Annotated in this window: 23 protein-coding genes; 21 read left to right on the forward strand and 2 right to left on the reverse strand. The window is 50.9% G+C overall.

What is annotated here, in order from left to right; all coding sequences use genetic code 11:
- Nucleotides 1-13: 13 nt before the first annotated feature.
- The 6 genes from BMY11_RS02385 to BMY11_RS02410 all read left to right on the forward strand — a co-directional run bounded on the left by BMY11_RS02385 (nt 14) and on the right by BMY11_RS02410 (nt 5,952).
- Nucleotides 14-673, forward strand: a complete 660-nt coding sequence (locus tag BMY11_RS02385) for a septum site-determining protein MinC (protein ID WP_256217268.1) — start codon at nt 14-16, stop codon at nt 671-673.
- Between the two features lie 24 nt (nt 674-697).
- Nucleotides 698-1,489 carry a septum site-determining protein MinD gene (gene minD, locus BMY11_RS02390; protein ID WP_090572863.1) on the forward strand — a complete coding sequence of 264 codons (792 nt, stop codon included), beginning with the start codon at nt 698-700 and terminating at the stop codon, nt 1,487-1,489.
- A gap of 7 nt (nt 1,490-1,496) precedes the next feature.
- Nucleotides 1,497-2,645 (forward strand): FtsW/RodA/SpoVE family cell cycle protein, encoded by a 1,149-nt coding sequence (locus BMY11_RS02395; protein ID WP_090572864.1) that lies wholly within the window; start codon nt 1,497-1,499, stop codon nt 2,643-2,645.
- 149 nt (nt 2,646-2,794) lie between these two features.
- Nucleotides 2,795-3,823 carry a M23 family metallopeptidase gene (locus tag BMY11_RS02400; protein ID WP_090572865.1) on the forward strand — a complete coding sequence of 343 codons (1,029 nt, stop codon included), beginning with the start codon at nt 2,795-2,797 and terminating at the stop codon, nt 3,821-3,823.
- Complete coding sequence (locus BMY11_RS02405) at nt 3,816-4,703, forward strand: site-2 protease family protein (protein ID WP_090572866.1); 888 nt, start codon at nt 3,816-3,818, stop codon at nt 4,701-4,703. Before BMY11_RS02400 ends, BMY11_RS02405 begins: the two co-directional genes overlap by 8 nt.
- Before the next feature lie 43 nt (nt 4,704-4,746).
- Complete coding sequence (locus tag BMY11_RS02410; RefSeq protein ID WP_090572867.1) at nt 4,747-5,952, forward strand: Rne/Rng family ribonuclease; 1,206 nt, start codon at nt 4,747-4,749, stop codon at nt 5,950-5,952.
- 25 nt (nt 5,953-5,977) lie between these two features.
- Here BMY11_RS02410 and BMY11_RS02415 read toward each other — a convergent pair whose 3' ends face one another.
- A complete protein-coding gene (locus BMY11_RS02415) occupies nt 5,978-7,354 on the reverse strand; it encodes an arsenic transporter (protein WP_090572868.1) in 1,377 nt (458 codons plus the stop codon).
- A gap of 45 nt (nt 7,355-7,399) precedes the next feature.
- On the reverse strand, nt 7,400-7,558 hold the full coding sequence (locus BMY11_RS28685) for a hypothetical protein (protein ID WP_177182463.1): 159 nt from the start codon (nt 7,556-7,558) through the stop codon (nt 7,400-7,402).
- Nucleotides 7,559-7,855: 297 nt separating this feature from the next.
- Between BMY11_RS28685 and rplU the strand changes: the two genes are divergently transcribed.
- The 15 genes from rplU (at nt 7,856) to ruvA (ending at nt 21,056) form a co-directional block, all read left to right on the forward strand.
- Nucleotides 7,856-8,167, forward strand: a complete 312-nt coding sequence (gene rplU, locus BMY11_RS02420; RefSeq protein WP_090572869.1) for a 50S ribosomal protein L21 — start codon at nt 7,856-7,858, stop codon at nt 8,165-8,167.
- Nucleotides 8,168-8,178: 11 nt separating this feature from the next.
- On the forward strand, nt 8,179-8,520 hold the full coding sequence (locus tag BMY11_RS02425; protein WP_090572870.1) for a ribosomal-processing cysteine protease Prp: 342 nt from the start codon (nt 8,179-8,181) through the stop codon (nt 8,518-8,520).
- Nucleotides 8,521-8,534: 14 nt separating this feature from the next.
- The gene (gene rpmA / locus BMY11_RS02430) at nt 8,535-8,840 is read left to right on the forward strand and encodes a 50S ribosomal protein L27 (RefSeq protein WP_090572871.1); all 306 of its coding nucleotides are present in this window, start codon (nt 8,535-8,537) and stop codon (nt 8,838-8,840) included.
- 159 nt (nt 8,841-8,999) lie between these two features.
- The gene (locus BMY11_RS02435; protein ID WP_090572872.1) at nt 9,000-9,740 is read left to right on the forward strand and encodes a Spo0B domain-containing protein; all 741 of its coding nucleotides are present in this window, start codon (nt 9,000-9,002) and stop codon (nt 9,738-9,740) included.
- Between the two features lie 14 nt (nt 9,741-9,754).
- Nucleotides 9,755-11,083: a GTPase ObgE gene (gene obgE / locus BMY11_RS02440; protein ID WP_090572873.1), complete on the forward strand. Its 1,329-nt coding sequence runs from the start codon at nt 9,755-9,757 to the stop codon at nt 11,081-11,083.
- Nucleotides 11,084-11,282: 199 nt separating this feature from the next.
- Entirely contained in the window at nt 11,283-11,720 is a 438-nt protein-coding gene (locus BMY11_RS02445) for an ACT domain-containing protein (RefSeq protein ID WP_090572874.1), read from the forward strand.
- A 29-nt stretch (nt 11,721-11,749) separates the two neighbouring features.
- Entirely contained in the window at nt 11,750-13,036 is a 1,287-nt protein-coding gene (locus tag BMY11_RS02450) for a homoserine dehydrogenase (RefSeq protein WP_090572875.1), read from the forward strand.
- A gap of 38 nt (nt 13,037-13,074) precedes the next feature.
- Nucleotides 13,075-14,148 (forward strand): threonine synthase, encoded by a 1,074-nt coding sequence (gene thrC, locus BMY11_RS02455; RefSeq protein WP_090572876.1) that lies wholly within the window; start codon nt 13,075-13,077, stop codon nt 14,146-14,148.
- Nucleotides 14,148-15,122: a homoserine kinase gene (thrB, locus tag BMY11_RS02460; RefSeq protein WP_090572877.1), complete on the forward strand. Its 975-nt coding sequence runs from the start codon at nt 14,148-14,150 to the stop codon at nt 15,120-15,122. Before thrC ends, thrB begins: the two co-directional genes overlap by 1 nt.
- Nucleotides 15,119-15,994 (forward strand): prephenate dehydratase, encoded by an 876-nt coding sequence (gene pheA / locus BMY11_RS02465; protein ID WP_090572878.1) that lies wholly within the window; start codon nt 15,119-15,121, stop codon nt 15,992-15,994. The genes thrB and pheA overlap by 4 nt, the downstream gene beginning before the upstream one ends.
- 45 nt (nt 15,995-16,039) lie before the next feature.
- A complete protein-coding gene (gene ilvE, locus BMY11_RS02470; protein WP_090572879.1) occupies nt 16,040-16,921 on the forward strand; it encodes a branched-chain-amino-acid transaminase in 882 nt (293 codons plus the stop codon).
- A 181-nt stretch (nt 16,922-17,102) separates the two neighbouring features.
- A complete protein-coding gene (locus BMY11_RS02475; protein WP_090572880.1) occupies nt 17,103-18,938 on the forward strand; it encodes a LysM peptidoglycan-binding domain-containing protein in 1,836 nt (611 codons plus the stop codon).
- A 169-nt stretch (nt 18,939-19,107) separates the two neighbouring features.
- Nucleotides 19,108-19,752 (forward strand): BofC C-terminal domain-containing protein, encoded by a 645-nt coding sequence (locus tag BMY11_RS02480; protein WP_090572881.1) that lies wholly within the window; start codon nt 19,108-19,110, stop codon nt 19,750-19,752.
- Nucleotides 19,753-19,923: 171 nt separating this feature from the next.
- Entirely contained in the window at nt 19,924-20,427 is a 504-nt protein-coding gene (gene ruvC, locus BMY11_RS02485; protein WP_090572882.1) for a crossover junction endodeoxyribonuclease RuvC, read from the forward strand.
- Nucleotides 20,424-21,056: a Holliday junction branch migration protein RuvA gene (ruvA, locus tag BMY11_RS02490; protein ID WP_090572883.1), complete on the forward strand. Its 633-nt coding sequence runs from the start codon at nt 20,424-20,426 to the stop codon at nt 21,054-21,056. Before ruvC ends, ruvA begins: the two co-directional genes overlap by 4 nt.
- The last annotated feature ends 3 nt before the right edge of the window (nt 21,057-21,059 follow it).

The raw sequence follows: 21,059 nt of genomic DNA on the forward strand, positions 1-21,059 counted from the left end.
GGGTGGGACGAGCGTGACCGAGAAGCAGCATATTACGATCAAAGGCGTCAAGGAAGGTCTCATCTTCCTTCTTGACGATAATTGCGAATTTTCCGCGCTTATGGATGAGCTGCAGTTCAAATTGGAAAAATCGCACCAACAGCTGCTGTCAGGTCCTATCGTTCACGTTCAGGTGAAGCTCGGCACCCGCCAGGTAAGTGAAGAGGAGAGGGAACGGATCCGGTTAGCAATCCGGCAGCAGGGCAATCTGCTCGTGCAGTCGATTGAGAGTGAGCCACCGATCATTCCTCAGCTAGAGGATGGAAACAATTTGAAAGTGCTGACAGGTATCGTTCGCTCAGGCCAGACGCTTGAGCATGACGGTAATTTGCTGCTAATGGGCGATCTGAATCCAGGCGGCACACTGCTCTGCACGGGAGACATCTATGTGCTGGGTGCGCTACGAGGCTTAGCGCATGCAGGTTTCAAAGGCAAAGAAGAGGCCATTATTGCAGCTTCGCTGCTGAAACCAACGCAGCTTCGTATCAGCGGCGTTATCAGCCGGCCGCCAGATGAATGGATGACGGGTGATGCGGCAATGGAGTTCGCATACTTAAACGAAGGCGTTATGAAAATTGATAAAATGACACAGCTGCAGCGCTTGCGTAAGCTGCCGGTATTGTTTAGAGCTTAAGTAGTAAGGCGGGGAGTGTTGATCATGGGAGAAGCGATTGTAGTAACTTCAGGCAAAGGCGGCGTCGGCAAGACGACGACGTCTGCCAATATCGGAACTGCGCTTGCTTTGCTGGGGAAGAAAGTGTGCATGGTAGACACGGATATCGGCCTCCGCAATTTGGATGTAGTAATGGGGCTGGAGAACCGGATTATTTATGACTTGATTGATGTAGCGGAAGGCCGCTGTAGATTGAATCAAGCGCTTGTGAAGGACAAACGCTTCGATGAGCTTTATATGCTGCCTGCTGCCCAGACAAAAGATAAAACGGATGTGTCTCCAGAGCAAGTGAAAGAGATGGTGCTTGAGCTGAAGAAGGAATTCGATTATGTCATTATCGATTGTCCTGCAGGCATTGAGCAAGGCTTCCGGAACGCGGTTGCTGGAGCAGACAAGGCGATTGTCGTGACAACACCGGAGAATGCGGCTGTTCGTGACGCGGATCGTGTAATCGGCTTGTTGGAGCAGACGCATATTCCAGCGAGACTCGTCATTAATCGCATACGCGCTAACATGGTTCGCAGTGGAGAAATGCTGGATATTGATGAAATTTGCCAAGTATTAGCCATTGATTTGCTCGGCATCGTGCCGGATGATGAGAAAGTAATCCGCTCGGCTAATGCTGGCGAGCCGACGGTTATGGATCCGTCATCACGCGCGGCGATTGCATATCGCAACATTGCGCGGCGGATGCTTGGCGATATGGTGCCACTTATGCCGCTCGAGGAGAAATCCGGGGTTATTAAGCGGTTTCGCAAGTTCCTTGGAATAGGATGATTACGCAGTGCTAAATAAACTTAAAAAAGTGGACCTCGGCATGATTATCATCCTGCTTGCCTTCATGGTCGTCAGTACGCTTCTGGTCCACAGTGCCACCTACGGCAATCCCGATTACGCGAACTATGATCTGAAAACGCTGATTTTCTACGGATTAGGATTCTCGGTCGCACTCGGCTCTACTTTTTTTGACTATCGTCTATTTCTGAAAGCTTGGTGGGTGCTTTACGCGATCGGTGTTATACTGCTCGTGATCGTTTATTTCACCGCACCGGAGATTAACGGTGCGAAGAGCTGGTTCATGCTGCCAGGCGGCCTCCAATTCCAGCCTGCTGAGATGGTAAAGATCATTCTGATCATCACGGTAGCTTTCCTGATGGGAAGAAGGCAAGGAGATCCGCTGCGAGTTAGACAGGATTTACTGGTTGTTGCCGCATTCTCGTTCTTACCTTTCATGCTCGTTATGATTCAGCCTGACCTCGGCAACGCGATCATCTATCTGGTTATCGTCCTTGGCATGCTCTGGATCGGCAATGTGCGCTATACGCATGTATTGCTAGGTATAACGATTATTGCAGGCGGACTCGTCCTGTTTATCTTCTTGTTCAACACCTACAATAAGCAGATTCACGATTACTTGCTAGATGCCCATAAGGTACACTGGTATGAACGGATTAACGGCTTCATTAACCCGGAAACGGCGTCGGAGAAGGAGATCTACCAAGCGAGCAAAGCGAAAATTGCTATCGGCTCGGGCGGACTCACCGGCGATGGCTACATGAAGGGTGAATCGAAGAACCGGAAGTTCATTCCGTATCCATACTCGGATGCGATCTTCGTCGTCATTGGCGAGGAGTTCGGCTTCCAAGGTGCCGCCGTCGTACTGATGCTCTACTTCTTACTGATCTACAGGATGATCATAATCGCGTTCCAATGTTATGACTTGAAGGGCTCTTTTATCATCATCGGAATTGTTTCGATGTACGTCTTTCAAGTCTTCCAGAACATTGGTATGATGATTGGTCTCATGCCGATTACGGGCATTACGCTTCCATTCATTAGTTATGGTGGTACATCGCTGCTGCTCAATATGCTTTGCATTGGACTCGTTTTCAGTGTTAAAGCACATCAAGAGAAATACCAAATGGCCACTTAAACGGCCGCCAAGCCTAAACCGTCTTGCGTTCGCGCAAGGCGGTTTTTGTGCTTTTATCCGATTGTAGCTTGGCCTCACGCTCCAACATAACTGTACATGCCCCCACATATACATAAGCGAACAAGCTGCAAAATGTTGGAGGGATAGCTATGGATACGAAAAGCAGTATTCGCGAGCGTAGAGCAGAGCGGATCAGGCGGATTATGGAAGAGAACCGTCATGCCAAGCCACAGCAGCCGCTGCCGCAGCTGAAGGCGCTGCCCGGGTCGCAACGACCGCAGCAGTATCAGCTGGATTATCAGCAGCAGGATCAGCAGCAGCAACAGAAGTCGCATCCGCTTCAGAATAATAAGCTGCAGGCATTACCGGCGAAGACAGCAGAAGCGTCTTACGAGCAGACGCCGCAGAATGAATATGATGATCCGGAGCAGCTGTGGAAAGCGAATCCGAACCCATGGGAAAGTGCAGGATGGCGCATTGCACCGTTGCCGAGCAAATACGACCGAGATGGCAAGTCTGGAGGTCCGAAAGCTCCGCAACCACCACAACAGCGGTTTGCTTTTGTCATTCGCGGGTTATTTATTCAATCTGCTATTTCCGTTGCGCTGTTTATTATCGTCTTCGGCATGTTTAAGCTGGACGTGCCTATCGCGAAGAAAGGGCAGGAGGTCGTAACCGCTGCCTTAACGGAGCAGATGGACTTCGATGCCGCAGCACGGTTGTACAAGGACATGTTTGCCGGTGCTCCGTCATTCATTCCGTTATTCGGCAGCCATGACGACCCAAAGACCCAGGTCACTGAAGGAGCAGTGGAGCTGCCCATTGTCGCACCGCTCATCAATGGTAGTGTGGTCCGATCATTTGCTGAAACGTTAAGCGGTGTAGAGATCGTCGGTCAACCCTCGCAGGAGGTGCTGACGGCGGAAACTGGCAGAGTCATTAATGTGACCAATGACGGTGAGACCGGTGTGACCGTCGTCATCCAGCACGCGAATAATCGTGTGACCGTATATGGTCATCTCGGCGAAGTGAAAGTTGCCGTCAATGACTGGCTTGAAGCGGGAACGAAGCTTGGTCAACTCCCGGCAGCTCAAGAGGGGCAGCAAAGCTTGTTATTTTTTGCGGTGAAGGAGAAAGGCAAGTACGTCAATCCCGCTGACGTCGTTCCGCTTGATTAAGTTTGGCGGCATTCGGTGGTCCGTTCATCCGCTGTTCGTGCTCGTCATGCTAGCGTCGGTAATTACGGGGTATTTTGTCGAGCTATTAACTTTGTTTGTCATCGTTCTGGTGCATGAGCTCGGACATGTCATAACGGCTAGAGGCTTTGACTGGAATGTTCGCGAGATCAAGCTGCTGCCGTTCGGCGGCGTCGCTGAGGTTGAGGATGGAAGCGGGCTTCCGGCGAAGGAAGAAGCGATTGTGGCGATTGCTGGACCTTTGCAGAACGTCTGGATGGCGGGCATCGCATATCTATTTGGTCGATTCGGTCTGTGGAGTCACGAATGGGCCGATTATGTTTGCCAAGCGAACATCATGATAGGGCTGTTTAATTTGCTGCCGATACTGCCGCTTGATGGCGGAAAGCTCATGCAGGCGGCGTTCAGCCGAACGCTTACATTCCACAGCACATTAGTGTGGGGCGCGCGCATTAGCTTGCTCTTCAGTGCTCTCATGCTCATCTACGCGGTCGTTCCAGCGATTCTTAGCGGAAATGCTATCCATCTGCATATGAACCTGATCGCTGTTGGCATATTCCTCCTGCTTACGAATTGGACGGCATATCGGAACATTCCCTTTCTATTCATTCGATTCCTCACGAATCGGGCTGTCTCGTCATCAAGGTCAATCGCACGCGGCGTCTGGGCGCTGCCGATCGTCATTCCGAAAGGCTATACCATTCTTGCTGCGCTTCGATTGTTCAAGAGGGACAGCTATCATCTCATCGTCGTCATGGAGGAGAAAGGGGACATCATCGGCGTGCTGCCGGAGCAGCGGCTTGTGAATGGATTTCTGTCTGATGGACGGGCTGACCGTGCAGTGCTCGAGCTTTTCATGTAGAATAAAGTATCAGTAAAGATCGACTGAGTAGGAGGTCGTTCATATGAAACGAATGCTGGTACAGAAACAGAAGGAGTCGCTGAAGATCGCAGTGGTGGATCAAGAGCGTCTGTTTGAATTTTATATGGAAAAAAGCGAGAGCGCGGGGCAACTGGTTGGCAGCATATATAAAGCAAAAGTCGTCAATGTGCTGCCAGGCATGCAGGCGGCTTTCGTCGATATAGGGCTAACGAAGAATGCGTTCCTCTACATTGATGATGTGCTTCATCCTCACCTCGAGAAGCAGAGCAAAGAGAAGCCGCAGATTAGTCAGCTGCTCCGAGTTGGACAAGAACTTACCGTTCAAGTGATTAAGGAGCCGCTTGGCGGAAAAGGTGCGCGGGTCACGACACATTTCTCGCTGCCAGGCCGATTCCTCGTATACATGCCGATTGCTGATTATGTAGGTGTATCAAAGAAGGTGTCAACTGACGCAGAGCGTCATCGACTTCGCGTCATTGGCGAACAGATTAGGCAAGCGGAGGAAGGCGTCATTATGAGAACCGCAGCTGATGGCGAGAGCAGCGATTCTCTGGCGAATGACGTTCAGTTTCTGCGTGAATTGTGGTTGCGAATCGAAGGGACTGCCCAAACGGCTTCTGCTCCTGCATTGCTGCATCGTGAGGCAGATCTCGTGCACCGGCTCGTGCGTGATTTACTTACATCAGAGATGGACGAGGTATGGATAGACGATAGAACTGCATATGAGCAGACTGAAACCATAATGAAACAGATGGCCCAAGCGATGCTGCCAAGACTGCGGCTATTCGAGAAACAAGGAAGTACAGCTTCGCTCTTCCATCAGTATCGGATTCATGAGCAGCTGCACGATGCGTTCGAACGGCGTTATCGGTTGAAGTGCGGCGGCGATCTAGTCTGGGATCAGACCGAGGCGTTGACTGTTATTGATGTGAACACAGGCAAGTTCGTAGGGACGAGCGACCTGGAGGATACCGTCTTCCGTACCAATCTGGAGGCGGCTGAGCAAATTGCCAGATTGCTGCGTATTCGCGATGTCGGCGGCATTATTATTGTTGATTTTATCGATATGGAGAAAGAAGAGCATCGCGAGCAAGTGATGCAACTACTTGAGCGTCATGTTAGAGCGGATCGGACCAAGTGCCAAGTTGTAGGCTGGACAAGGCTCGGCCTTCTGGAGATGACGAGGAAGAAAGTGCGGGAGCAGAGCGGTTACCCAGGCGACAAATGAGGACTTGCATAGACCTATAATGGCGTTAAAATAACCAACTGACCCAGTAATACAGCACAACCAAGGTGAACAGCACCGTTGGCGGGATCACGATAATCGTCACCTTCGTGTAGTCCTTCCATTGGATTTTCACCTTATGTTTGCGCAGAATATGCAGCCAAATGAGCGATGCTAGTGTACCAATCGGCAGTAGGAGCGATCCGATATCGCTGCCGATGACGTTCGCAAGATACGCAATCTTGAGCGTCAGCGGGTCAAGGTGCATCTCACTCAAGGTAAGCGTTCCGATCATCAGCGCGGGATGGTTGTTGAAGAGTGTTGACATGGCACTTTGGATCGCGCCCATCACGAGGCTGGCATTGAGCAAATTGCCGCTGACAATCGGCTCAAAGAAGATAACGAGCTTGTTCGTAAAGCCAATGTTATGAATGCCGAAAATAATGACATACATGCCGAAAGCGAAAACGAGGATGTGCCAAGGTGTCTTGCGCACCATGTCGGCTGGGGAGATGTGCAAGTAGTACCATCGCCAGGCGAGCAGAATTGCGGACCCAATCACGGAGACGATTGCGATCGGAATGCCATAGTAGGAAGCGATGAACAAGCTGACGCGTACGACAAACACAAACAGCAGCACCTTCTGCATAAAGCGGGTACGTTCACTTGCTGTCATTTCACCGAGCACAGGAATTGGCAGTTGCTGTTTCAGTGGATGCTGGCCTGGCAGATGGAGCTTGCCTCGACCATGGATATGGGGCATCGCTGGCAGACGCTTCGGCAGCGTACGGTAGCTGACAAGGAATAGCAACATGACCATGAAGAGCAGGCCAAGCGTGGCAGGCACAAACATCATCAGCGTATGCATGTATAAGCTCATATGAACGATTTTCAGTGCAATGAGGTTAACGATGTTGCTGACGCCGATTGGAGCGCTGGACGCTGTTGCGACAAGTGCGCCTGAGAGCAGATAAGGAATTTTCTGATGCGGTTTAAGTCCCAAGTTTTGCAGCAATATAAGCAGTATCGGTGTTGTGATTAGAATACTGCCGTCATTGTTGAAGAACAAGGTCATCAAGAAACAGAGCAGGTTCACATACCAGAACAGGCGAATTCCGGAGCCCTTCGCCCGAGCGGCTAGTCCTTCTGCGGCCCAAATAAAAAAGCCGAAGCTTTCCAGGACGACGGCCATGACGATGGTCGCCATAATGGTAATCGCTGCACCGGTAACCGTTTGGCTGATTTGTGCAAAGTCCGATAAGGAAACCGTTCCGCTAAGCAGGACGAGCACAGCTCCAATAGTTGAGGGAATCGCTTCATTGATTTCTTTCGGCCGCCACAGAATGAGGATAACGGTCATGATGAAAGCGAAGATCGTCACGGTGTTCGCTAATGTGCCGTACATGCGTTTGTTTTCACCCCTGACTGGTCGTGGTCATAAGCAGCTTGATTACATCTGCGATTTGGTGAAGGCTGCGCCTTCATGCAGCTTCTGTACGTGCTCCTTCTCGGTACTGCCGTGAATGACCACTTCCTGCTTTGCAGCAGACGGTGTCAGCACATAGAAAACACCAGCTCCTGCGAGCGCAATGATGAACAGAACGAGCATCTCATTCGCCTCCCTTGGCATTTATAGGTATCTAGCAGCTGTCATTGATAGATACGTATACGCCAACATATGAGAGAATTACAGAGATGGTATAGTCGATGAACTACCGTTATGTAAATAATTACGAAAAAGATTGCTACAGCCCAGCTATATGTGCTATTATATTTTGGTGCCTGTGAAAGCTCGGCTTTTACACGCATGTACCGCACAGAACAGGTACATAAGCTCAGTTTGAGCTCATGGCTCGAGCCGACACCTGCATCAGGCGAGTCTTCGATATAAGGAGGTGCAACACATATGTTCGCAATTTTTGAAACTGGTGGTAAACAGTACAAAGTACAAGAGGGCGACGTTCTTTTCATCGAGAAATTGGACGCTACTGAAGGTCAAGAGGTAACTTTCGACCGCGTACTGGCTGTTTCCAAAGGTGCAGAGCTTGTAACAGGAACTCCGGTTGTTTCCGGCGCTACTGTAACAGCGACTGTTGAGAAACACGGCAGAGGTCAAAAAATCATCGTTTATAAATACAAAGCGAAGAAAAACTACCGCCGTAAGCAAGGTCACCGTCAACCGTACTCCAAAGTAACGATTGGCAAGATCCAAGGCTAAGAGGTTCCATTATGATAACGGTCACGATTGAGCGCCTATCGGCAGCTAATACACGGATCTTATCGTTTGCAATTGAAGGACATGCCAAGTTCGCGAAGCCCGGCAAAGACATTGTCTGCGCTGGCGTATCGGCTGTATCAGTCGGTACCGTGAACGCGATTGAGCAGCTGGCGGGCATTGAGCTACCGGCTTCCATGAAGAGCGGCTGGCTCCGATCAGATATTCCGGTCACGGCTGATGCAGCCTCTAACGAGAAGGCTCAGCTTCTGCTGGAGGGTATGATCGTGATGCTGAATTCAATTGCGGCCTCATACGGGAAGTATGTTGATATTCGTCAACAATTTCGGGAATAAAGGAGGGAAAATCCATGTTGAAATTGAATCTTCAGCTCTTCGCTTCGAAGAAAGGTGTAGGTTCCACGAAAAACGGACGCGACAGCCAATCGAAACGTCTTGGCGCAAAACGCGCTGACGGCCAAACGGTTACTGCAGGTAGCATCCTGTTTCGTCAACGCGGAACGAAAGTTCACCCGGGCAACAACGTTGGTATCGGTAAAGACGACACACTCTTCGCGAAAATCGAAGGCGTTGTGAAGTTTGAGCGTTGGGGACGCGATCGTAAGAAAGTTAGCGTTTACCCAGTTGCAGTTGCTCCAGTAGCGGCAGCAGAATAATAGTTCTCCCTGGTCTGCATGCAGGCCGGGGTTTTCTTTTTTTTGCTCCGCTTTTTAGCGATGCCCACTAAAACTTTTTTAGAGGCCGAGGACGGCAAAAAGGTATAGCTTGTGCTATACTGTTTAAGCTAGGAAAGAATAGGAAAGTGGGCTCGGTTCATGAATCGGATCGGATTGACCAAACGACTTGCGGCTGCATCGTCAATTGTGGTGCCTGCGGCTGCAGTGCTCATCTGGCCGTCACAGCTGTGGCTGCTGGCTGTGTTCGTACTCTGGCTTACACTTGCTTCCGTATACTGGATATGGACAGAGCGCAAAGCGTATGAAACACGGATAGAGAGGTCAACAGAGGCGATACAGCAAACCGCAATTCGTACATTAAATCATCATCGACATGACTGGATGAATGATCTGCAAGTGATATATGGGTATATTCGGATGAACAAAACGGATAGAACCGTCCAGTACGTGGAACAGATAAGAGATAGAATGTTGACGGAGAGCAAGATCGCAAAGCTCGGTGTACCGTCGCTTGTCTTATTTATTCAATCCTTTCGCACGTTAACGCACTCATTAATTATCGATTGGGAGATTGACGGGGATTTGAATATGGCGGACCTGAATGTGGACGGTGAAGCCTGTGCGAAGACGATTATTGAAATCATTAACGCCTATCGGTTTGCAGTCCAGCCGGGAATGGGAGATGCCGCAAGGCTTGGCATTCAATTGTCGGAGATTGAGCGGAAGCTTCTTGTGACGTTCAGCTGTGAAGGGCAAGCCGGTGAGCTTGACGATTGGAAATTGAAATGCAATGAAGCGCTGGAAGGATCACCGCTGAAGCTGGCGGAGAACGGATTAAACAGCAGATATATGAGGCTGCAATCGCAGCTTGGGAACTAAACGGAGGCTAACACATGTTTGTCGATAAGGCGAAGATATTTGTAAAAGGCGGGGACGGTGGCAACGGGATCGTCTCGTACCGCAGAGAGAAATACGTGCCGAACGGCGGTCCTGCCGGCGGTGATGGTGGTCATGGTGGAGACGTTATCTTTCGAGTAGACGAAGGACTTCGTACACTGATGGATTTCCGTTACCAGAAGCACTTTAAGGGCGAGAAGGGCGAGCGCGGCAAAGTAAAGTCGATGCACGGCGCGAACGCGGAGGATACGATTGTTCGCATCCCGCCGGGAACGGTTATTCTCGACTCGGATTCGGAAGCCATATTGGCGGATATGACGCAGCACGGCTCAGAGATTATTGTTGCAAAGGGCGGACGTGGCGGACGCGGCAACTGCCGCTTCGCAACAGCGGCAAACCCAGCTCCTGACTTTTGCGAGAATGGTGAAGATGGCGAAGAACGCTGGATTACGCTTGAGCTGAAGGTAATGGCTGACGTCGGACTTGTGGGCTTCCCGAGCGTAGGCAAGTCGACATTACTGTCGGTTGTATCGGCTGCAACGCCGAAGATCGGCGCGTATCACTTCACAACGCTTACGCCGAATCTCGGTGTCGTTGATGTAGGCGATAGCCGCAGCTTCGTTATGGCGGATCTGCCTGGACTCATTGAAGGGGCGCACGAAGGTGTCGGACTTGGTCATGATTTCTTGCGCCACGTTGAACGTACGCGCATTATTTTGCACATTCTCGATATGTCCGGCTCCGAAGGCCGCGATCCTTATGAGGATTGGGTGAAGATCAACGAAGAGCTGAAGCTGTACAATCCGCTCTTGGCAGATCGTCCGCAAATTATTGTAGCGAACAAGATGGACATGCCAGATGCCGAAGAGCAGCTCGCAATGTTCAAGGAACAGCTGGAAGCGGCTGGCCTTGCTGAGAACCACACGCTCGTAGCAATGTCCTCCTTGACGAAGAAGGGGGTTCAGGAGCTGCTGTACAAGGCGGCTGACCTGCTGGAGACCGTTCCAGAAACCCGGACGATCGAGGAAGTGAAGGACGTTGCGGAGCGCAAGGTGTACACGCTTGATCAGGCAGAGGACCGTTCGTTCAAGGTTGGTAAGGAGAACGAAGGCTTCTATGTGGAGAGCGCGTATATTGAGAAGTTCATGAAGCGTGTTAACTTGAACAACTCCTATGATGCAATCATGCGTTTCGCGCGGACGATGCGTACGTTAGGTGTCGATGCGGAGCTGCGGAAGATTGGAGCGAAGGACGGCAATATCGTCAGAATCGGCGACTATTCGTTCGAGTTTTTCGAAGGAAGCGACTTCTATTACAACGAATAACGTGTATCAAGCTGCTTTGGCCAGGCTTGCAGAATCTCTGCAGGCTTGCATGCTGAAGTGGCTTTTTCTTTTACGTACAATGGGATATTCAGGTATAATATAAAAGTTGTAGATGTCACATTTCCTATTGCCGCATTCGTCGTTTTTCGATATAATGTCCTCTATGGAAGAACAGATGTCTATTGTAGGAGGACGGCGAGTGGAGGAACGATATTTTGTCGTCCGCGAGGATATGTTGCCGGAAGCCATCGTGAAGACGATTCAGGTGAAAGAGATGCTCCGTCGCGGGGAAGCGGCTACCGTTCATGAAGCAGCTGAGCGGGTTGGCCTGAGCCGAAGCGCTTTTTACAAGTACAAGGACGGCGTATATACGCAGAATCAGCTGCAGCGTGAAGCCATCGTAACGATCTCTATGGATTTGGATCACCGTTCAGGCGTATTGTCCAAAGTGCTTGGCCTTGTTGCCGGCTCGGAAGGCAATGTGCTGACGATCCACCAGACGATTCCGCTGCAAGGATTAGCAAGTGTCATTATTTCGGTCGAAACGTCGATGATGACAAAGCCGATATCCGAAATGATGGATGCCATTCGTAAGCATGACGGCGTCCGCAAGGCGTCGATAATAGGACAAGGATAAACTGAATTTTCATACATGGAGGAACTGGAATGAAACCGATTAAAGTAGGATTGCTCGGCCTTGGAACGGTCGGAACAGGCGTTGTCCGCCTCGTGGAAGGTCATCAGAGCGATTTGGAGAGCCAAGTCGGCTCGCCGATCGTTATCGAGAAAGTGCTCGTACAGAACAAGAGCAAAGCGCGTTCGATCAATATTGATTCGAGCAAGCTGACAGAAGATGTTTGGGAAATTATTCATAACCCTGAGATTGACGTTATCGTGGAAGTGATGGGCGGCATTGATCTGACGCGCAGCTACATCCTTGAGGCGATTTCTCGCGGTAAACATATCGTAACAGCGAACAAGGATTTGATGGCGCTGCACGGACCAGAGATACTGTCCAAGGCGCAAGAGCATGGCTGCGACATCATGTATGAAGCTTCCGTAGCTGGCGGTATCCCGATTATCCGTACGCTGGTCGAAGGCTTCTCCTCCGACCGCATTACGAAGATCATGGGTATCGTGAATGGTACAACGAACTACATCCTGACGAAGATGAGCCAGGAAGGTGCGGATTACAGCGAAGTGCTGAAGGAAGCGCAAGAGCTTGGTTATGCAGAATCGGATCCAACGTCTGACGTGGAAGGCCTGGATGCAGCACGCAAAATGACCATTCTCGCGACACTTGGCTTCCGTGCCAACATTGCGCTTGAAGATGTGGATGTAAAAGGGATTTCGTCGATCTCCCGTGAAGATATTCTCTATGCAAAGCGCCTTGGCTACGAAGTGAAGCTGCTTGGCATCGCGGAGCGTCAAGATGACTATATCAGCGTGAGCGTACAGCCGACGATGGTGAAGCGTTCGCACCCAATCGCTTCCGTAAACGGTGTGTTCAACGCGGTTTACGTGTATGGCGAAGCGGTAGGCGAGACGATGTTCTACGGCGCAGGAGCAGGCGAGCTGCCGACAGCGACTTCCGTCGTTGCTGACCTTGTTGCGGTTGTGAAGAATCTTAAGCTTGGCGTGAATGGCAAGCAAGAGAAGCTCGCGTACAAAGAGAAGAAACTTAAGACTGACGAACAGATCGCGTCGAAATACTTCCTGCTGCTGCATGTTGCGGACCGCGCTGGTGTGCTGGCACGTATTACGCAAGCTTTTGCCGAGTTTGAAGTAAGCCTTGAGTCTGTATTACAGCAGCCGAATGCGAGCAATCCGGAAGCGGAAATCATCATTATTACGCATGATGCGAACAAAGCGGCTATGAAGAAAGTGCTTGGCGTACTCGAGAGCATGGATGTCGTGAAAGTAATCAAGAGCGTTTACCGTGTAGAAGGCTAGTAAGCTAATCTTATAGACATAAAGGAGCATTACTTACGATGAGATACCTTGGCTTGATTGAAACGTACAAAGAATATTTGCCTGTAACCGACAAAACTCCCATGTTGACGCTGCAGGAGGGCAATACGCCGCTTGTTCGCGCAGAAAACTTGTCTAAGGAGCTTGGGCTGAACCTGTTCTTCAAGTATGAAGGCTTGAACCCGACAGGCTCGTTTAAGGACCGTGGTATGGTAATGGCAGTTGCCAAAGCGATGGAGGAAGGCAGCACGACAATTATGTGTGCGTCGACTGGCAACACGTCAGCAGCAGCTGCTGCTTATGCGGCTCGTGGCGGACTAAACTGCATCGTTCTTATTCCGAATAATAATATTGCGCTTGGCAAGCTTGCTCAAGCGGTTATCTATGGTGCCAAAGTGATCGCGATCAACGGCAACTTCGACCGCGCGCTCGAGATCGTCCGTGAAATTACGGCTAAACATCCGATCACGCTTGTGAACTCGGTTAACCCGTACCGTATCGAAGGACAGAAGACAGCTGCGTTCGAAGTTGTAGATCAGCTGGACGGCGTAGCACCGGACTATTTGGCAATTCCAGTAGGTAACGCGGGTAACATCTCTGCGTACTGGAAGGGCTTCAAGGAGCTTCAAGCACATGGCCGGATTTCGAAGCTGCCGAAGATGGTCGGCTTCGAAGCGGAAGGCGCGATGGCGATTGTGAAGGGCGAGCCAATCGCTGAGCCAGAGACGATTGCTACTGCGATCCGAATCGGCAATCCGGCTAGCTGGAAAACTGCGGTTGCTGCTGCAGAAGAATCCGAAGGTCAAATCAACTTCGTCACAGACGAAGAGATTCTTCATGCGTACAAGTTAATCGCAAGCCGTGAAGGAATCTTCGCAGAGCCTGCATCCGCGGCATCGATCGCTGGCGTGTTGAAGCTTAAGCGCGAAGGCAAATTCCAAGGCGGCGAGACGGTCGTCTGCGTACTTACAGGCCACGGTTTGAAGGATCCGAACATCGCGATCAAGAGCGTACAAGCTGAGCCGATCGTTGTTGACGATACGGAAGAAGCGGTTATGAATGCCATCCGCCAGCTTGAGGAAGCAGCACAGTGATGAATCGCCGGGTAATGGTGAAGGTTCCGGCCAGCACGGCGAATCTTGGTCCTGGCTTTGACGCGCTTGGCATGGCGTTGTCACTGTATGCCTGGATTGAGATGGCAATTCCCGAGGATGGCAGAACTGTAATCAACCTGCATGGAGATGGACTGGGCGGCATTCCAGTCGATAAATCCAACCTGATTTATAAAGTGGCTCAGCTCGTGTTCGAGAAAGCAGGCGTATCCGTACCTGAGATCACCATTGATATGTATATCGAAATTCCTCTGACAAGAGGGCTCGGCAGCAGTGCATCCGCCATTATTGGCGGACTCGTTGCCGCGAATGCACTAATCGGAAGCCCGCTCAGTGAGGACGAGCTGTTCCAGCTGTCAACGGAGCTTGAAGGCCATCCGGATAATGTCGGAGCATCGCTCTTCGGCGGTATCGTCGTAGCGTCATGGGACGGTACTCGCGCTGCGAAGGTGACGATTGCGCCGCCAGCGGATCTAGAAGTGCTCGTTGCGATTCCACAGTTTGAACTAGCAACAGAGAAAGCGCGCCATGCGCTTCCTACACAGCTTAGCATGAAGGATGCCGTCTTCAACGTAGCTAACAGCTCCTTGCTAGTTGCTGCGCTCGCAAGCGGTCAACTGGAACTTATCCCGCATGCGATGCGAGATCGGCTCCATCAGCCTTACCGGGCACCACTCGTGCCGGGTATGGCAGAAATACTGGAGCATGCCACAGAGCATGGCGCACTTGGAGTTGCACTCAGCGGAGCGGGCCCGACACTGCTGACGCTCGTTCACCGCGGCAGCACGCAGAAGGCAGAGCTAGAAGCATTCCTGATCGACACGCTGAAGCTTCACGGCATTGAAGCGGAGACGATGTGGCTTGAGCCATGCACCGGTGGGCCAGAGCTCACCGTTGTAAGGGAGCCAAGTGGACAATCGTTCATGGAACGGGTTAAAGGAGAAGTCAGGGCATGATAAATGTAGCATGTTTGACGAAAGGCTCCACCTCGGATGAGGCGGCAAAATATTTATTCGGTGCGCACAACGATTCGATTCAGTACACTTACCACCGAATGATCGCGGATGTATTTCTGGCGACGGCGGAGGGTAAAACGGACTACTCCATTATTCCGATTGAGAATACGATTGACGGCTCGGTGGGCTTACATACCGATTGGCTCGTTGATGAGGTCGATTTGCCGATTCAAGCCGAATGGGTATATCCGTCTATTCAGAATTTGATTGGCCCTGCATCAGAATTGCTTGATGATACGGGCGGTCTCGCTTACGAACGGATTACGAAGGTGATGAGCCACCCTGTGGCGATGGCTCAATGCACGCAATATTTGAAGCGCCATCTTCCTCATGCGGAGCTTGAACATGTTGGCAGCACATCAGAAGCTGTTCGTATTGTACGAGACAATCCGGGCCGCGGCTGGGCGGCGATTGGCCAAGTATCCGCAGCGGCGGACAACAACTTGTCCGTGCTGGAAGCTGCGGTGACCGATCACGACAACAATTTCACCAGGTTCCTACTTGTCGGCAGCAAGCCGTTCACCATTCGTGAATCGGCAGCGCATAAGACGAGCATTCTGATTACGATGCCAGAAGATTATCCTGGCGCTCTTCATCAGGTGCTGTCGGCGTTTTCGTGGCGTCGAATCAACTTGTCTCGCATCGAATCGCGTCCAACGAAGAAGAAGCTCGGCAATTATTATTTTCTGATCGACATTGAGATGTCGCTGGATACGGTGCTGCTTCCGTCAGCAATTGCTGAAATCGAAGCTATCGGCTGCCAGGTTCGTGTATTAGGAAGCTATCCTAGCTTTAAATATGTTACAGCGTAAACGATAATGGCTAGAAGCAAACATTTCGGAGGTGCATGAGCAGTCATGGCAGAGCAAGTCATTTATTTAAACGGTGAGTATGTAAGCAAAGAAGATGCAAAAATTTCCGTATTCGACCATGGTTTTCTATACGGAGACGGAATCTTCGAAGGGATCCGAATCTACGGCGGCAATATCTTCAAATGCAAAGAGCATCTAGACCGTCTCTATGACTCGGCAAAATCAATCATGCTGGATATTCCTCTAACTCAAGATGAGATGGAGCAGGCTCTAGTTGAGACGATTCGAAAGAATGGCCTGCGCGATGGTTATATTCGGCTAGTCGTATCTCGTGGTCCCGGCAACCTGGGCCTTGATCCGAAGCGCTGCCCGCAAGCTTGGGTTATCATCATCGTTGAACAGCTGGCGATTTACCCTGCAGAAGCTTACCGCGATGGACTTGTATCGGTATCGGTATCTCAGCGTCGCAACATTCCAGATGCGCTGAATCCGAAGATCAAGTCGCTGAACTACTTAAACAATATTCTCGTTAAAATCCAAGCAAACCTTGCAGGCGTTGGTGAAGCGATTATGCTGAACTCCCAAGGCTATGTTGCTGAAGGCTCCAGCGATAACATCTTCATCATTAAGCGTGGAGTTGTCTACACACCGCCTTGCTACGTAGGCGCGCTGGAAGGTATTACACGTGCAACGATTATGGAGCTGTGTGCGAAGCTAGGCTACACGCTGAAGGAAGAGCCGTTCACGCTGCATGATGTTTATGTGGCTGACGAGGTGTTCTTCACGGGGACGGCAGCAGAAGTTATTGCGGTTCGTGAAGTCGACGGCCGTACGATTGGAAGCGGTAAAGCTGGTCCAATTACGACGCATCTGCTTGAAGAATTCCGTATGACCGTTGAAGTGGACGGCGTTAAAGTTTACGAATAGTGGTTTCATTCATAAAGTTGAAGTTCTCTTGGCGCGGACCTGTGCCCCGAGGAACTTCAACTTTTTTTTGTATGCATAGGTGACACTCGCCTAGCTGGTGCATAAGATGTAGGGATTGATAACGGGCGTTTGCCGCGTCTTCCGCGTAAGGCGTACGAACGTGACAGGAGGTATTAAGCGGGTGAAAATTCATATTGTAAAAAAAGGCGATACCTTATACCTAATTGCACAAAAGTACAACGTATCGCTGGAAGAAATCATTAAGCTCAACCCGGATATTACAAATCCGGATCAAATCAACATCGGCATGAAAGTGAAAGTGCCAACGGGCTCGGGTCACCATGGCGGTCAAATGGACATCATGCATCAGCATGTTGTACAGCAAGGGGACACGTTATGGAAGCTGTCGAAGGCTTGGGGCGTGCCGCTTGGCGATATGATTAAGGCGAATCCGCAGCTGAAAAATCCGAACGTACTGCTGACTGGAGAGATCGTCAATATTCCGACACCAGGCTCTTCGGGCATGATGCATGACATGAGTGAGAATAGCGGCAAAGGCACGGGTCACCATATGTTGTCGCCGACTTCGGTTATGCACGGCGTTCAAGGCTTGATGGGCAAAATACCGACAGGGAAGAAGCCGACTGGCCAAAAGCCAAGCACAATGCCAATTCCGGAAGTGCTCCCGGAAGCCATCGAGCCAGCTCCGGCTCCAGAGCCAGTACCTACACCGCTGCCTGCCCCAGTTCCGGTAGTGGAGAAGAAGTATCCGGTTTATAATGCGCAGCAACACGTCGATCTGTTCAAGCAATATGGCGTGCCGGCAACAGAAGTGATGTCGCTTTATGATATGCCTAAGATGCCTGAAGCGGTATCGCCGGCATCACAAGGTCCAATGAAGCATGGTTATGGCTTCAGTAATCCGACTGTTGTATCGCCAGCGATGACAGGCGGCTATGGCAATCCAACGGCAGTATCGCCAGCGATGACAGGTGGTTATGGAATGAATCCAACTGCAGTGTCGCCAGCGATGACAGGTGGTTATGGAATGAATCCAACTGCAGTGTCGCCAGCGATGACAGGCGGTTATGGCAACCCAACGGCAGTATCGCCAGCATCGATAGGTGGCGGCTATGGGATGAATCCAACTGCAGTTAGCCCTGCGGAAGAAGGACCAGAATGGGGTCCGCCAATGACATTGCCATGGGGCGCGCCAAGCTACGGCTTTAACCCATCGATGGTATCTCCTGCAGAAATGGGTCCTCAAGGCGGCTATGGTTATGGTGGCTTCGATCCATCGATGGTATCTCCAGCTGAGATGGGACCCCAAGGCGGCTATGGTTATGGTGGCTTCGATCCATCGATGGTATCTCCAGCTGAGATGGGACCGCATGGGGGCTATGGCTATGATCCATCAATGGTATCTCCGGCAAACGTAGGCCCGCAAGGTGGCTATGGTTATGGCTATGATCCATCGATGGTATCTCCAGCTAATGTTGGACCGCATGGCGGCTATGGATTTGACCCATCAATGGTATCTCCAGCTAATGTTGGACCGCATGGGGGCTATGGCTATGATCCATCAATGGTATCTCCGGCAAACATAGGCCCACAAGGCGGCTATGGATTTGATCCATCAATGGTATCTCCAGCTAACGTAGGCCCGCAAGGCGGCTATGGTTATGGCTATGATCCGTCGATGGTATCCCCGGCTAACATGGGGCCACAAGGCGGCTATGGTTATGGCTATGATCCGTCGATGGTATCTCCAGCAAACATGGGGCCATCGGGCTACACGTATATGGGCAATGGTCAAGTTTCTCCAATCGTAGCAGGTGCAACCGACAAGAATTGCAACTGCGGCTGCCGCGATGACGAGGGGCCACACATTGACGAAGAAAGCATTGGGTTTAACGAGCCGAAAGCCAAAGTTGCCCGCAAGAAAAAGCCGGTTATTCGTACTGTACGTACTGCAAAACCGAAACGCCGTGGCAGCTACCCGTGGATTAACAGATAACAGATCAGAATAGATCGGTTTGCGTACAGCCCCGCGCTTGCTCCTGGCACTCTACTGCCGGGCGCCAGCCGGGGCTTTTGACAATGGAAGGACTTAATTAGAAAACGGTGCATATTTCACCAACAACGTTGAGAGACTAACAAAAAAGGAAAAAAGAGGAGTTCCCATTATGGAATTCAGCCTGTGGAAAAAAATAAAACAGAAACTTCGCCGCTCCCGCCGCCCTATGTGGCAGCTTGGCAGTATGATCGCTGCTGTAATGCTACTCTTTAGTTGCACAGGGAATGATGTATCTGCTGCTGAGCCGGACAAGCCTTTGTACGGTAGTCCAAGCAGTGTCATTGAGACACTCTCTGGGCAATCCGAGCAGGTTAATGTAAAGCTGCGACTGATCTATTTATGCGGAGATGAAATGAAGACGCTTGGCAAAATGAGTGCCAAAGCCGCGCTCAGCATGCTGGCGCAGCACCCCGAGTGGAACGCGGTCATGCATCCGGGCGGTGCGGTCGTTATGGAGCAGCGAGTTGATGATTTGTCAGATTCGTGCAAACGAAATGGCTATATCAGCCTCGATAAGTCGGGCAATTTGACTATGTTCGACGGTTCGCCGAAAGAGAAGAAAGTGATGCGCACCTTCTTTCAGCTTGATGTCCGCTACATGGAGAGCAGTTTGCCGAAGGAGCGTATCGACCAACTGATGAACGGCATCCGCATAAACGATAAAGACGAATTCAACAGTGTCATCTCGACGTTCAGCGATTATGCGATCGACCGTAATGAGAAGGTAGAAAAAGTAATGAAACGTTCATTTTGATCGAAAAGGAAAGCTGAAGGGACGGCCCGGAATTACGGTCCGTCCTTCTTCTTTGCCTATCTCTTGAACCCGAGACAAAACGCGTGTTCTCATCCTGCTCATCATTTGGTATAATAGGGGGAAGCCAATTTTTGATAGGTAGCATGAAGTTGGCCTGGGGAGAGAATTGCATTGCGAGTATTAGGTATCGATCCGGGGATTGCCATTGTCGGATTTGGATTTATTGACAAAATCGGGAGCAAGCTCGTTCCCGTTCAATACGGCTGCATTCAGACGGAGGCGCATACGCCTCAAGAGGAGCGGCTCAAGCAGGTTTACGAATCTACCTGTTCGCTTATTGACCGTTACAAGCCCGATACCGTTGCAGTCGAGAAGCTGTTCTTCAACAAGAACGTCACGACAGCCTTCTCGGTCGGGCAGGCGCGTGGCGTCATGATTCTAGCAGCGGCACAGCGCGGATTGCCTGTAACGGAATATACGCCGCTTCAAGTGAAGCAAGCGGTAGTCGGCTACGGTAAAGCGGAGAAACGTCAGGTCCAGGAAATGGTTAAGATGCTCCTGAATCTCTCCGCCATCCCGAAGCCCGATGACGTTGCGGATGCGCTTGCGGTGGCAATTTGCCATGCCCATTCATCGGTTCTGACGCAAAAAATTAACGAGGTGAACCGAAGATGATCGATTATATTCGAGGACGTGTCGTCCATTTGGATACCGAGTATGTCGTCGTGGATGTACGTGATATCGGCTACCAGGTTTTTACGCCGAATCCGTATGCCTTTGTGAAGAGTGATGATTCCGTTACGATTTTTACCCATCATCATGTGCGTGAAGATGCGAATCTGCTCTTCGGATTCTCGAATCGGGAGGAGCAGGCGATGTTCCGCAAGCTGCTTGATGTCTCTGGCATCGGTCCGCGCGTTGCGCTTGGCATTCTCGCTGGCGGTAAGCCGGAGACGATTGCGGCAGCAATTCAGCAAGAGAACTTAACGTTCCTGACGAAGCTTCCTGGCATCGGCAAGAAAACCGCGCAGCGGATGGTGCTTGATCTGAAGGATAAACTTGATCATATCCCCGGCGGGTTCAGCTTTGCGGCAGCTAGCTTTGTTCTTGATGATGAAGGCACGAGCGGCACTTTGCTCGAAGGTGGAGAAGTTTGGCGCGAGGCACGTGAAGCGCTTATGGCGCTTGGGTATACCGCAGCCGAGCTTGACCGAGCATGGCAGGGCATGAAACAGACTGAAGTGCCGAATGAGAGCGTGGATTTGCTCATGAAGCGGGCGTTGCAGCAGCTGTTTAAAGGCTGATTG

It is taken from the genome of Paenibacillus sp. OV219 (assembly GCF_900110075.1).
GTDB lineage: Bacteria > Bacillota > Bacilli > Paenibacillales > Paenibacillaceae > Paenibacillus_Z.